The sequence below is a fragment of the Pedobacter sp. PF22-3 genome, from assembly GCF_026239555.1.
Taxonomy (GTDB): domain Bacteria; phylum Bacteroidota; class Bacteroidia; order Sphingobacteriales; family Sphingobacteriaceae; genus Pedobacter.
Genome location: NZ_JAPIVP010000020.1, coordinates 15901 through 29137, shown reverse-complemented (window position 1 = coordinate 29137; position 13237 = coordinate 15901). Strand labels below are relative to the sequence as shown.

11 protein-coding genes are annotated in these 13237 nt (G+C 37.7%); 5 read left to right on the top strand and 6 right to left on the bottom strand.

Going from position 1 to position 13237, the window contains the following annotated elements; all coding sequences use genetic code 11:
* Positions 1 to 69: 69 nt before the first annotated feature.
* Both OQX63_RS20510 and OQX63_RS20505 read right to left on the bottom strand, forming a co-directional pair.
* Complete coding sequence (locus tag OQX63_RS20510) at positions 70 to 726, bottom strand: hypothetical protein (RefSeq protein ID WP_265852674.1); 657 nt, start codon at positions 724 to 726, stop codon at positions 70 to 72.
* Between the two features lie 65 nt (positions 727 to 791).
* Complete coding sequence (locus OQX63_RS20505; RefSeq protein ID WP_265852673.1) at positions 792 to 2414, bottom strand: ABC-F family ATP-binding cassette domain-containing protein; 1623 nt, start codon at positions 2412 to 2414, stop codon at positions 792 to 794.
* 426 nt (positions 2415 to 2840) lie between these two features.
* Between OQX63_RS20505 and OQX63_RS20500 the strand changes: the two genes are divergently transcribed.
* The 4 genes from OQX63_RS20500 (at position 2841) to OQX63_RS20485 (ending at position 5202) form a co-directional block, all read left to right on the top strand.
* Complete coding sequence (locus OQX63_RS20500; RefSeq protein WP_265852672.1) at positions 2841 to 3401, top strand: hypothetical protein; 561 nt, start codon at positions 2841 to 2843, stop codon at positions 3399 to 3401.
* Between the two features lie 211 nt (positions 3402 to 3612).
* On the top strand, positions 3613 to 4188 hold the full coding sequence (locus OQX63_RS20495) for a nitroreductase (protein WP_265852671.1): 576 nt from the start codon (positions 3613 to 3615) through the stop codon (positions 4186 to 4188).
* Between the two features lie 164 nt (positions 4189 to 4352).
* On the top strand, positions 4353 to 4697 hold the full coding sequence (locus OQX63_RS20490) for a DUF1801 domain-containing protein (protein ID WP_265852670.1): 345 nt from the start codon (positions 4353 to 4355) through the stop codon (positions 4695 to 4697).
* A gap of 52 nt (positions 4698 to 4749) precedes the next feature.
* The gene (locus OQX63_RS20485; protein ID WP_265852669.1) at positions 4750 to 5202 is read left to right on the top strand and encodes a 3-oxoacyl-ACP synthase; all 453 of its coding nucleotides are present in this window, start codon (positions 4750 to 4752) and stop codon (positions 5200 to 5202) included.
* 310 nt (positions 5203 to 5512) lie between these two features.
* Here OQX63_RS20485 and OQX63_RS20480 read toward each other — a convergent pair whose 3' ends face one another.
* The 3 genes from OQX63_RS20480 to OQX63_RS20470 all read right to left on the bottom strand — a co-directional run bounded on the left by OQX63_RS20480 (position 5513) and on the right by OQX63_RS20470 (position 8542).
* Positions 5513 to 6679: a DUF3298 and DUF4163 domain-containing protein gene (locus OQX63_RS20480; protein WP_265852668.1), complete on the bottom strand. Its 1167-nt coding sequence runs from the start codon at positions 6677 to 6679 to the stop codon at positions 5513 to 5515.
* A gap of 103 nt (positions 6680 to 6782) precedes the next feature.
* Positions 6783 to 7646, bottom strand: coding sequence for a polysaccharide deacetylase family protein (locus OQX63_RS20475; RefSeq protein WP_265852667.1), 864 nt, complete (start codon positions 7644 to 7646; stop codon positions 6783 to 6785).
* Between the two features lie 14 nt (positions 7647 to 7660).
* A complete protein-coding gene (locus tag OQX63_RS20470) occupies positions 7661 to 8542 on the bottom strand; it encodes a polysaccharide deacetylase family protein (RefSeq protein ID WP_265852666.1) in 882 nt (293 codons plus the stop codon).
* A gap of 176 nt (positions 8543 to 8718) precedes the next feature.
* Between OQX63_RS20470 and OQX63_RS20465 the strand changes: the two genes are divergently transcribed.
* The gene (locus OQX63_RS20465) at positions 8719 to 11226 is read left to right on the top strand and encodes a S9 family peptidase (protein WP_265852665.1); all 2508 of its coding nucleotides are present in this window, start codon (positions 8719 to 8721) and stop codon (positions 11224 to 11226) included.
* Positions 11227 to 12361: 1135 nt separating this feature from the next.
* On the opposite strand, the gene OQX63_RS20460 is transcribed toward OQX63_RS20465, so the two are convergent.
* The gene (locus OQX63_RS20460) at positions 12362 to 13198 is read right to left on the bottom strand and encodes a M57 family metalloprotease (RefSeq protein ID WP_265852664.1); all 837 of its coding nucleotides are present in this window, start codon (positions 13196 to 13198) and stop codon (positions 12362 to 12364) included.
* Positions 13199 to 13237 lie beyond the last annotated feature (39 nt).

Below are 13237 nucleotides of genomic sequence, written 5' to 3'. Positions count from 1 at the left end.
TAATGGAATGAAAACGCTACAGCTGAAATTATTTTTTTATAAATATTGTGTTTGCTAAAGAATTTTGACTTAATCGACGGTTACATCACCGTTAACAATTAATTTGCTTTTTACCGCTCTACCATTCACTTTGGCAGGCACGAAAGCAAGATCATCGGGATGAAACTTAGCAAGGTCAATAATTTCAGTTTTGTTGTAGGATGGAGAAATAATTTTTACCTCATAATTAAGTAGCTGACCGCTATTGCTAACAGTAAAGATGTAGTTCAATTTGTGAAATCCTTTAATATGTTTTAATTCACTAGGGATACGAAAGCGTTCAGTTAAAAAGTACATTCCATATAAATTACCACCAATTTTTGCCGGATAACTAACTTTATCGCCCTCTTTTAGCGAATCAATTTCGTATGTTATCTCTTTAATTGGTACATTGTATTCTAACTTTTTAGTTGAGTAATTATATATCTGTTCAAGGGTATCCAAAGGACAGAAAAAATGCCAGCGGCCTATTCGTTCGTTATTCTTATAAATACCTGTGGCAAATTTCTTTTTACCTGCAAGTATGGTCGCTATGCCATTCTTGATTCCCCTTTGTGATTTTAACTCGGTAGAATGCTCAATAAAACCTCCGCGTACATAGCGGTAATGCGTGTGTGTAGAGTCTGTTTTTTGGGCTACAACAGTAAAAGAAATGAAATAGAGAAGGACGGAGAGAAGCGTTTTCATAATTTAAATTGGTTGTATAAAGAAAAAGAGTTTTGATATCATTTCAAAACTCTTTTTCGTTTTATTTACGAGTACATTTCTTCGCGGAGTTTGGCAACATCCGCATTGTTAATGTATTCATCGTAAGTCATTAACTTATCAATAGTACCTTTTGGTGTAATTTCGATGATCCTGTTGGCAACAGTTTCTGTTAACTGGTGATCTCGTGAAGTAAACAATATGGTGCCTTTAAAATCTTTCATGCCATTGTTCAATGCTTCAATAGATTCTAAATCCAGGTGATTGGTTGGCTCATCAAACATTAATAGATTAGCCTGCTGCAACATCATTCTAGAGAACATACAGCGCATTTTTTCACCACCTGAAAGCACTTTTACGTTCTTAAGTACTTCTTCGCCCGAGAATAACATACGGCCTAAAAAGCTGCGCACAAATTGCTCATCAGCATCAGTACCAGAATACTCGCGCAACCAATCTACCAGGTTTTCATCTTTGCCATCAAAATATTCAGAATTATCATTCGGGATATCTGCTGTACTGATGGTAACACCCCATTTAAATTCTCCTTTATGATCGGTATCTCTGCCTGTTAAAACATCGTAAAATGCGGCAGTAGCTAAACTATTCTGAGATAATACGGCAATTTTATCGCCCTTGTTCACCATAAAGGTAACTTTATCGAACAATATGCCGTCATTTCCACTTTTACCCAGGTTTTCTACCTGCAAAATCTGGTCGCCGGCCTCACGACCGGTATTGTTGAATATAATGGCCGGATATTTTCTGCTCGAAGCTTTGATTTCGGTAATATCTATCTTATCTAAAGCTTTCTTACGTGAAGTAGCCTGCTTAGATTTGGAAGCATTGGCACTGAACCTGCGGATAAATTCCTGAAGTTCTTTCACCTTATCTTCCATTTTCTTGTTCTGGTCGCTGCGTTGTTTCAACGCCAGCTGACTAGACTCATACCAGAAAGTGTAGTTACCGGTGTATATGCTCATTTTAGCAAAGTCGATATCCACAATGTGGGTACAAACGGCATCTAAAAAGTGCCTGTCGTGAGATACCACCAATACAATATTCTGATAATCGGCCAGGAAGTTTTCTAACCAGGCAATGGTTTCGATGTCCAAATCGTTGGTAGGCTCATCCAGTAACAAAATATCAGGATTGCCAAACAAGGCCTGCGCCAATAATACACGTACTTTTTGTGTGTTATCCAGTTCCTTTAACAATTTATAGTGATTATCTTCGGTAATGCCCAGGTTGCTCAGCATGGTTGCCGCATTGCTTTCCATGTTCCAGCCATCCATTTCTGCAAAAAGATTTTCAAGTTCTCCGGCGCGTTCACCGTCTTTCTCCGAGAAATCTTCTTTCATATAAATGGCATCTTTCTCTTTCATGATGGCATAAAGTTCTTTATGACCGATCATTACCGTTTCCAGTACCGAAAACTCATCAAATTCGTAATGATTTTGCTTTAAAACAGCCATTCTTTCACCTGGAGTAAAAGCTACACTTCCAGAGGTTTGATTCACTTCTCCCGATAAAATTTTAAGAAAAGTAGATTTACCTGCGCCATTAGCCCCAATTACGCCATAGCAGTTGCCCTGGGTAAATTTTAGGTTAACATCTTCAAATAATGTGCGTTTGCCGTACCGTAAAGATAAATTAGAAACTGAAATCATGCTATAATTGAAATAAGCGGCAAAGATAGGGAAAAAGGTTGAGGGTAGGAAGTCAGAAGAAGGAAAGCTTTGGGATTAATAATTTGAAAATGAAGGGCTCGGTACTTCGTGGCTCAGGCAGTCCCGTTATCCGCTTTACTGCGTTGCACTCCGTGTTCGCTACTACCGGGTTTATTTTACAAAGGGGAGAAGCTTTTGGCTAATGGAAATAAATCTTTTATTATGGAACATTAGTATATTGATTTTAATAAACTGTTTCAAAGTGGGGGTACGTCATTCTCGCGCATGCGGGAATCTTAATGCAAGCTTTAGATTCCCAATCAAGTTGGGAATGACGACCTATCTTAAGGTAATTTGCAGCAAAAAATAGAATTTATTAAATGACTTTGATCTGTTTATCTCCATCAAAAGGCTTATTTTAGCCCTATGCAAAACGATCTCTTGCTCGAAACTATAAAAACCACTCTTCAAAAAAGCAAAGTAGAAAAATTAGCAGCCATCGCTTCAGCAGAAACTTTTTCGGTGAAAGACCTGATCGATATAAGTTTTTATCATGATGAGCAGATCGGATTTAGGGCGGCATGGATTTTAGAAAACGTGTTTACTAACCACCAGCAGCGGTTTTTGCCCTATACACTCTATTTTTTAGAGAAATTTCCGCATCAAGGCAATTTATCGGCATTAAGGCATTACACTAAAATTTTAGCCCTTATGACGAAAAAAAATGCTTCAGTAGAAATGATAAAGATTATTACTGATTATGGTACCGAACGTTTGGTGGAGGTTGTTTTTGCCTGGTTGATTGATGAGAAAATACCCGTGGCCATAAAATCACATTGCCTTAATATTTTGGCTAATTTAACGGTTAAACACAACTGGATTAAGGACGAATTGTTACAAACCATGGATTTTCTGGTTGATAAAGAAAGTATAGGCTTCTTTGCGAAGGTAAAACAGATCAGGAAGCAGTTGTTAGTTTGCAGTTGACAGTTATCAATTTGCAGTTAATTGTTTAAAGCTTCAGTTAACGTAAAGTCAAATCTTTGGAATTTAAACCTTCTACTTTCCGCCTTCCACCTCATATATCCTTCCGGCTTCTATCTTATTTTCAGTTAACATAGCGTCAAATATTTTAATTGATTTCAAATTGTTTTTCTCTTTCAGCTTTAGTCTTTGAGCTTTTAGCTATTTTTACCAAATGAGTACAACATACGATATCATATCAAAAGTTATAAAAGAACGTCGCAGTATTTTCCCTGCCAGCTATATCAAAAAAGAAATTCCGGTTGAGGTGATTAACCAGATTTTAGAAACAGCCAATTATGCACCAACACATAAATTAACCCAACCCTGGCGCTTTGTTGTCATTAGAAAAGCTGGATTGGCCAGATTAGGTGAGGAGCTTGGTAAATTATATAAAGCTTTGGTTTCTCCACAGCAGTTTCTACAGAAGAAGTATGATAGTTTTGCTGAGAAAACGGGGCAGGCTGATTGTATAATCGCCATCAATATGCAAGTAAGCGGTAAAATCCCTGAATGGGAAGAACTGGCCGCAGTTTCGTGCGCAGTTCAAAATATGGCTTTAAGCGCAGAGAGCTTGCGGGTTGGCGCATACTGGAGTTCTCCGCCATTAATTGATCATTTAGGCGATTTCTTAGGCCTTGGTGAAAATGAAAAATGTATTGGATTATTTTACATGGGGTATCATAACGAAAAACCCTGGACACCAAATAGGACTCCGATAGCAGAAAAGGTGAGGTGGATAGAGGGGTAGTCCTGAGTCCACAGTCTTTAGTCCTGAGTCTTTAGTCTGGGTCAGAAGTTCATTGGTTAATCGGTTAACTGACTCCAAACGCCAAATGCTCAGCTCAAAGCTTAACCTGATCAATAGTTTAAATACCATTATCTATTTTACATCATCCATCTAATACTCTCTCTATGTTAAGTCCGTTGGATCATTATTTCGAACAAAAAGATGAACCTGTAAAAAGTTGCCTTCAATATTTGAGGTCGCTTTTAATGGGGTATGACGATATTACGGAACATTGGAAACACGGAATGCCTTTTTATTATCATAAAGGAAAAATGTTCTGTTATCTTTGGATCCATAAAAAACTCCTTCAGCCTTACATTGGTTTGGTTGACGGACATAAAATTGAACACGAAGATCTGTTGCAGGAGAAAAGGGCCAGAATGAAAATTTTATTAATCAACCATTTTGAGGATATCCCCAAAAAGAAAATAGAATCCATTTTAAAACAAGCCTTTGCCCTCCGCAAATAGTTCATCATCCGTCTACCATCATCCATTACCCATCTTCCATTATACATCAGATATGTCTGCTTTAAAATCTAAACTTTATCAGCTTTGCTTAACTTTTATCCAAAACAGGATAGAAAATATTGAATATTCGCTGCAACAGGCCAGGCAGGCTTCAAACGATGATACCAAAAGCAGCGCTGGCGACAAATACGAAACCACACGAGAAATGATGCAGCAGGAGATGGATCGCAACAGCAAACTATTATACGAAGCGGGTCAGCAGAAAATTGCTTTGCAGCAGATTGAAAATGTAGAATCAGATCAATTGGTTAAAAACGGGAGCTTGGTACTCACTACCGAAGGTAACTTTTACATCAGCATTAGTGCTGGTGAGTTGAACACCGATGGACAGAAATTCTTTGCTGTTTCTCAGGTTTCGCCCATTGGGAGGGTTTTGATCGGAAAGGCTGTAAATGAAAGTATTAAGTTTAATGGGAAAGATTATATCGTTAAGGAGATACTTTAAATTTTCAGTTGGCAGGTTTTTAATTTCCAGTTAACCAGTTTAAATCATTAATCAATAAATTACTGCTGGTTAAGATGATTAGCGCGGAAGGTGTTGTGGTGTCAGATATTGCTATCTGACACGGATTAGATAAAAGACCCTGAAATAAATTACCTTCGGTGAGCTCGCTAAGGCTCGGTTCAGGGTGACGGCAATACGAATCACAAGTTTTCAGTTTTCGGTTCACAGTTTTTAATTTCCAGTTAACCAGTTTAAACAATTAACCATTATTTTGATGATCAACTGTTAACTCACAACTGGAAACTGCAAACTACCTGATGCCCATCCGCTGTGCAAAAGCCGGTACCAAATAAGCCTTTACATCCGAATAAGGAATAAATATTACAATTTGGCCCTGGGCATAACTGGCCACTTCGTATGGATTATACATAAAAGCAATACCATTGGCATTGAAATAAAAGTTTTTGTTGGGTTTAATAAAATCATCAAAAAGAACGGTATTCAATGCGTCTTTTGATTTGATATTGTATTCCTTACGGAGATTCCGCTCTAAAATGCGTTCTAAGGTATTCGAATCTATTTTGATGATATCGTTTAGTACGAGTTGTTTTTTGTTCTGCACATCTAAACAAAACATGGTGCTGCTATAATTGCCATGCGCACCACCTGTGTAAGCATCAGCCAGGAAATCGATCACCACATAACCATTATCGTTATAATTAATCGTTTGCTGACTATTATTAGTATAGTTCATCCAGGCCTCAAATTTATTATCCTGACTATCTTTTTGTTGCTCGGCCACCTCATTTTTATAGTCGTTAAAATAGGTAGCTGCTATGTTTTTGAAGCCGGTTGAGCGATCTGCCTGTGCCAGGCCAAACATTTTTTTAAGCTCTGAATCTAGCCATTTGCCGTTTTCATCATTTCTTTTGCTTTCCAGGTATTCAAATCTGATTTCGGCTGAAGGTGATTTTGGCCGATCGGCGAATGCTTTAACCGAATCTTCATAAAATCCGGTACTAAACGAATAACTGCCTTCTGAATATTTTTCTGTTAAAGCTATCGGATATTTTTTGGTTTTATCACCACTTTCCCATGTGCCATCGAAACCATTTCCATTCCATTTTAATTTTAAAAGTGGCGATTTTGAATCTTGGCTAAAGTATGATTCGTAAAAATTATACTCGGCCAGTACAATACTATCTTTCCCTATTACGGAGTCTGTTGAGACATTCAGCCATGATCCATCATAATAGTAAGAACCGCTCACCTCTCCATCATCAACTTTTTGCAGATGCATCACTACCTTTTTGCCTGCAATGGTACCTTCCAATCTCTTGTAAAAACTCCCGGTAAGTTCTTTTTTAATAGATGAGGTACTGTCTGTGTTTCCACTGTTTTTCTTCCCATTCTTCGGGTTATTACAAGCCGATATTATCGCTAATCCAAAAAGGCAAAAAAGAAAAGAATACTTCATAGGGTAGTGATTGCTGTGTTTTAAGGTTGAAAGGTTATCATGTTGGATCTAACTTTCCAATCTGCTAACCTTTCAACTTTTATTCTAATCATTAACCCTTTTACTAAGATTTTGTTTTATTAAAACTCTTATTGATGCTGTAATAGAGGTTTTTTGCGGTATATCTTCCCGGGTCGATTATCCTTCTGATGGTGTATAGCGGATAATTTTCATCTCTCGCCGTAGACAAGATAAAAGCAGCCTTAAATCCATGTTCCTTTAATTTATGTAGGGTAGATGATTTGTATACACCATAAGGAAATGCAAAATATTCTACTTTTTTACCGGTAATTTGTTCCAGTTTTTTAGTGGGTTCATCAATCTGGGTCGTCCAATCCGCATCGGTAAAAGAGGCAAAATTTTTATGATCGTAAGTATGGCTGGCAATTGTATTTCCCTCGTCAGACAGTTGTTTAATCTGCTCTTTGGTCATGTAATTGATTCGTCCTTTTTTGCCAATGGATACCGTCATGATAAAATACACACCTTTAAAGCCATGTTTTTTCAATGTGGTGTTGCCAACCGTAAATTGATCTTCATCTGTATCGTCAAACGTGATCATAACTGGCTTTTCAGGTAACTTAGCACCGTAAACCAGGTAATTGTACAGCTGATCGGGTAAAATAGAATGGTAACCACTATCGGCCAGCATTTTCATATGTTCCCTGAATTTATCAGGCGCAATAATATCGTCGTGCGCTCTTTTACTGTCGCTGGCAATGTTGTTTCTAATCTGGTGGTAACACAGAACGGGTACCTCTCTGCGCGCCAAAATGGTTTTGTTATCGGCAGGTTTGGCCTTTGTAGAATCTATTTTAACTGTTTCGGTAGCATTCGCACCAGCTTCCTTTTCTTTTGAAGCTTTTGAAGGCTGGCAAGAGGTTAAAAGTAGCGTAGAAACTGCAGCATAGAGCAGAAAATTTTTCATAAATACGGTATTATTTAAAAGCTATTTTTAATGCTATTGCTCAATGTTTTTGGCGACCAGTAACCACTGGCAATAATCCTACGGATGGTAAATAGTGGATCTTTTTCATCACGTTTGGTTGATAATTGGAAGGCCATTCTGAAACCACGTTTTTTAAGCTCAGGGATGCCTTCTGCATTCCATAAACCAAACGGATAAGCAAATTCGGTCATTTTTTTGCCCGTAATTTCTTCCAGTTTTTTAGTTGGCTTATCTAATTGTTCTTCCCAATCCTTACCCGCGTATTTTTTAAAATTTTTATGATCGTAAGTGTGGCTGCCGATCACATTTCCTTCGTCTGAAAGTTGTTTAATCTGCTCTTTCGTCATGTAATCAACAAACTTACCTTTTCTACCGATAGAAACTGTCATAATGAAATAAACCGCTTTATAGCCCAGTTTTTCTAAAGTTGGACGAACAACGGTAAATTGGTCCATGTCGGTATCATCAAAAGTTAACATAATGGGTTTGCTCGGTAATGCAGCGCCAGTATTTAGGTAAGCATAAAGCTGATCTGGTAAAATGGTATGATAACCGCTATCAGCCAGCATTTTCATCTGGTCTTTAAAGTTCTGGATTTCTACAATATAATCTTTGCCTACTTTTCCATCAGTTGGTTTCCAGTTTCTTACCTGGTGGTAACATAAAATTGGAACCTGTTTTCTCGCTAAGATGGTTTTAGCATCAGCCACTTTTATTTTCGAAACATCAATGGCAGCAGCTTTAGGATTTTCGCTTGTTTGTACTGTTTTTCCAGTCGAATCTTTTCCTGTAGAACTTTCTGTTTGTGATTTAGATTGGCAGCTGGCAAATAAGATTGCTCCTGCTGTTATTAAGGTTAAAAAGCTGTATTTCATTGTTGCGATATATGGATACAAAACTATAAAATCCCTCAATTATTTATCCATCAAAATATATTGTGTTAATAATTAATTTTAGTTGTAGGAAATTAAACTAGCTATCGCATTTATTACATATAAAAGCCTGCTTAATATGCTTTAATTAAATAATTTAGCAGCTCAAACAAATTTTAATGAATAAACTTTATAAATTTCTGCTGGGCGCGCAGTTTTTATCCTTAACTGTTGCTGCACAAAATAAAACATTTACCATAACCGAAAATATTCAGCCACAGCCTAAGGCAAATTATCAACTTGCTTCTCGTTTTTCGCCAAATAAGTTGAAAAAAATGGTGTATTCTACAGCTGTAGACCCACATTGGTTAAAATTGAGTAATCGTTTTTGGTATACTTTCGAAAGTCCAAAGGGAAAATTCTGGTATCTGGTAGATCCTGCAGCCAAAAGCAAAAAAATAATGTTTGATAATGCTAAACTCGCTTCAGATATCACGCTGATTGTTCGGGATCCATTTGATGCCGAACATTTACCCCTCGAAAACTTAAAATTTGCTGCCGATGAAAAAAGTATTTCTTTCGAAATCAAAAGTACTCTTGATGAACTAAAAAAAGATAGAAAAGATAAAAAAGCTGCAGATTCTATGCAGAAGAAAATATTTTCTTTCAAATACGAACTGGCAAGTGCAAAACTAACCGAGGTACCAAATTTCAGTAAACCAAAGCCCAAACCATCATGGGGATCTGTGGCACCTGATTCTTCAGCTATCATCTTTGCTCGCAATTACAATTTGTATTGGATGGATAAAGACAACTACAAAAAAGCAGTTAACAATGAAGAGGATAGTACCATTGTAGAGCATCAGCTTACTAAAGACGGCGTTAAATTTTATTCTTATGGAAGTGATGGTGATGGCGAGAACAATGTGGAAAACGAAAAAAACAATAAGAAACGCCGTGGTGCATATGTGCTCTGGTCACCAAATTCGAAATATTTTGTACTGGACAGAACCGATTCGCGAAAGGTTAAAGATCTTTGGGTAATCAATAGTGTTACACCAGGCCGCCCAACCTTAGAAACCTATAAATACCAGATGCCAGGTGAGGCAGAGGCTCCGCAGGACGAAGTTTTATTGTTCGATTTTGCTGCAAAATCTTATAAAAAACTAAATGTGGCTGCATTTAAAGATCAAAGCGTGTCAGTTTGGAGCAAACCAGCCTTAAATAAAGACCGTGATAACGAATTCCGTCCATCTATTTGGTTGGGGAACAATAACAGGTTTTATTTTTCGCGCACCAGTCGCGATTTAAAGCGTATCGATATCGGTACTGTTGATATTGCCACAGGCAAGGTTACGCCATTAATCGACGAACGTTTTAATACTTATGTTGAAGTTAACCGCCCGGGTTTGGTTAACGATGGTAAAGAATTAATTCACTGGAGTGAGCGCGACGGTTGGGCGCATTTTTATCTTTTTGATGAAAACGGCAAACTGAAAAATCAGATTACCAAAGGTGCTTTTCACTGTGAAAGTATTGTAAATATTGATGAGAAAAAACGGATCCTTTATTTTACGGCAAATGGCAGGGAAGGTAAAGAAGATCCTTACTACTTACATTTATACAGCATCAATTTCGATGGATCGAACATGAAATTGTTAAATGCCGGCGATTTTGATCACCTGGCGAATATGAATGATAACAATACTTTTTTTGTAGATAATTATTCGAGAGTAAATACTGCGCCAAAAGCTACCCTTTATGATGGTGCAGGCAGAAAAGTAATGGATCTTGAAACAACAGATCTTTCATTGCTGATGGCTGCGGGCTACAAATTTCCAGAGCCTTTTAAGGTGAAAGCGGATGATGGAATAACTGATCTGTATGGTGTAATGTATAAACCTTTCGATTTTGACCCGAATAAAAAGTATCCAATAATCGAGTATGTTTATCCAGGGCCACAAACCGAAGCGGTAAATAAAGCTTTCAGCAAAAGCATGGATCGTACCGAACGTTTGGCTCAATTTGGTTACATCGTAATTACGGTAGGTAACAGGGGTGGAAACCCTTCACGGTCTAAATGGTACCATACTTATGGCTATGGCAACCTGCGCGATTATGGTTTAGCAGATAAAAAAACAGCTATTGAGCAACTGGCAGCCAAATATTCTTGGATAGACGAATCTAAGGTAGGTATTACGGGGCACTCTGGTGGTGGTTTTATGTCTACCGCGGCCATGTTGGTTTATCCCGATTTTTTTAAAGCGGCAGTTTCAAATGCAGGAAACCATGATAATAGTATTTACAACCGTTGGTGGAGTGAGAAACATCATGGCGTAAAAGAAACAATCTCTTTAAAGGGCGATACTTCATTTAAATATAGCATTGATAAAAACCCTGATTTAGCCAAAAACCTGAAAGGACATTTGTTATTGATGCACGGTGATGTAGATAACAATGTGCACCCGGCAAATTCTATCCGGGTAGCTAATGCATTAATGAAAGCTGGCAAACGTTTCGATTTCCTGATTATTCCGGGGCAGCGCCATGGTTTTGGAGATATGACAGAATATGCTTTCTGGAAACTGGCCGATCATTTTAATAAATATTTAATTGGCGATTTTTCCGAACCGAGCGATGTTGATCTTGTTGAAATGGATAGAGATATAGAGCAGAATGGAAAATAATTTCATTTAACCACAGATAAAAAGGATGCATACAGATTCAATCCATGTTTATCAGTATCTATCTGTGGTTAAATATTTTTACTGCAAGCCATCTGTTTTGGAAACAAAGTTTCCCTCGCCATGGTTTTTGTCCTCACAAACCATTTTTTATAACGATAAGTCGTCATTGCTGAGGCTAATTTAATCGCTGCGTCACCCTGAATTTATTTCAGGGTCTTTTTAATATGGGGCGTATTATAAGGCTAATCTTTTATTAGTCCTGGCAATTTACCAAGTTAGTATTTGTTTTAGTGTTAAATAACTTTTTTGGAAAGTAGGGCCAGGTAGTTCTTCGGTTATTTCAGTCCTGCTATTGCCTATAGTCCCGATTTGAATTTTCCTAAATACAATATTTTCTTAAATCGGGAGCTATTTGGCGCTATCAGGTTTAATTATTTTAGGGTTGGGTTTCAAATCTAAACCTTTCTAATGCAAAGTTTTCTCTTCCTTTTTGCCATGGTTTGTGTCCTCACAAACCATTTTTTATAACGATAAGTCGTCATTGCTGAGGCTAATTTAATCGCTGCGTCACCCTGAATTTATTTCAGGGTCTTTTTAATATGGGGCGTCTTATGAGGCTAATCCTTTATTAGTCTTGGCAATCTACATAGTAAGTGTTTGTTTTACTGTTAGATATTTTTTTTGGAAAGCAGGGCCAGGTAGTTCTTCGGTTATTTCAGTCCTGCTATTGCCTATAGTCCCGATTTGAATTTTCCTAAATACAATATTTTCTTAAATCGGGAGCTATTTGGCGCTATCAGGTTTAATTATTTTAGGGTTGGGTTTCAAATCTAAACCTTTCTAATGCAAAGTTTTCTCTTCCTTTTTGCCATGGTTTGTGTCCTCACAAACCATTTTTTATAACGATAAGTCGTCATTGCTGAGGCTAATTTAATCGCTGCGTCACCCTGAATTTATTTCAGGGTCTTTTTAATATGGGGCGTCTTATGAGGCTAATCCTTTATTAGTCCTGGCAATTTACCAAGTTAGTATTTGTTTCATCTGTGGTTAATAGTAACTTGTTTAATAAGAGTCAAACAAAAAAGCCCCGAAATTTTCGGGGCTTCTGATCTGTTAAGGTAATCCGTTAATATTATTATTTGTATAGGTAGTTGATTGCAATTACATCGTTTGCATTAAAGGTGCGGTTGCCACCGTTAGAACAGGCTAACATAAAAGAAGCAGCATCCGGACTAGAAGGAGTTCCCGGAATCCTTACAGCACCAACATTTGATGCGCCTTCGTTTCCAGCCCCGCTAGCACCACAGCTAAACGCACGATTCATGTAATCTGTATGGCGGAAACCGATGCAGTGACCAACTTCATGTTGAAGAACAGAAGCTAAATACAATAGATTGGGGTTGGTGCCATAAGCTGAAGCGTTGGTGTTCATTTTTACCTGGCTGTAAGGAGCACCTGATGAAGTAGGGAAGCCTGATGAGCCTAAAGTAATAAAGCCACCGCTCGGACCTTCATTAAAGCCAACAATGTCGATGTTGCCTTTAGCACCTGCACTGGCCCTTTGAAAAGTAAGGCGCAGACCTAAAGAGTTGTATCTCGAAATCATGGTATTTACCGCATCGCTGTACACCTGTGGTAAATTGGTAACTGAAACGGTCACCACACGAGGTAAAGATTTCACCACATTTGTGGTTCGGTACTGTTCAGTTTCGGCAATGTTTAAATTTGCATCAGTAGATGGTTCAGCTAAATTGGCGTCAGTTAAAAGAATATCGCCTTCTACCAGATAACCTTCATCTATTTTACGGATATTGTCGGTACTGAAGCCTAAGGATTTGATCTGAGATAATTTGCCTGCAGAAATTTCAGTCTTGCCTTCTATTGCATTTTCTGTAGTATTGCTCTTACAGGAATATAAATTAGTGAGTAAAAGGCATGATGCTGCAAGTGATAAAAAATTGGTTGTTTTCATCTTAGTTAGAATTAAATTTAGTTTAGGTTGAATAAGTTA

What these genes read in the sequence shown, in the direction of transcription:
- OQX63_RS20490 (WP_265852670.1), top strand. Translation starts at nt 4,353, where the DNA reads ATGTTAAGTCCGTTGGATCATTATTTCGAACAAAAAGATGAACCTGTA.
- OQX63_RS20470 (WP_265852666.1), bottom strand. Translation starts at nt 8,542, where the DNA reads ATGAAATACAGCTTTTTAACCTTAATAACAGCAGGAGCAATCTTATTT.
- OQX63_RS20460 (WP_265852664.1), bottom strand. Translation starts at nt 13,198, where the DNA reads ATGAAAACAACCAATTTTTTATCACTTGCAGCATCATGCCTTTTACTC.
- OQX63_RS20495 (WP_265852671.1), top strand. Translation starts at nt 3,613, where the DNA reads ATGAGTACAACATACGATATCATATCAAAAGTTATAAAAGAACGTCGC.
- OQX63_RS20500 (WP_265852672.1), top strand. Translation starts at nt 2,841, where the DNA reads ATGCAAAACGATCTCTTGCTCGAAACTATAAAAACCACTCTTCAAAAA.
- OQX63_RS20510 (WP_265852674.1), bottom strand. Translation starts at nt 726, where the DNA reads ATGAAAACGCTTCTCTCCGTCCTTCTCTATTTCATTTCTTTTACTGTT.
- OQX63_RS20480 (WP_265852668.1), bottom strand. Translation starts at nt 6,679, where the DNA reads ATGAAGTATTCTTTTCTTTTTTGCCTTTTTGGATTAGCGATAATATCG.
- OQX63_RS20485 (WP_265852669.1), top strand. Translation starts at nt 4,750, where the DNA reads ATGTCTGCTTTAAAATCTAAACTTTATCAGCTTTGCTTAACTTTTATC.
- OQX63_RS20465 (WP_265852665.1), top strand. Translation starts at nt 8,719, where the DNA reads ATGAATAAACTTTATAAATTTCTGCTGGGCGCGCAGTTTTTATCCTTA.
- OQX63_RS20505 (WP_265852673.1), bottom strand. Translation starts at nt 2,414, where the DNA reads ATGATTTCAGTTTCTAATTTATCTTTACGGTACGGCAAACGCACATTA.
- OQX63_RS20475 (WP_265852667.1), bottom strand. Translation starts at nt 7,646, where the DNA reads ATGAAAAATTTTCTGCTCTATGCTGCAGTTTCTACGCTACTTTTAACC.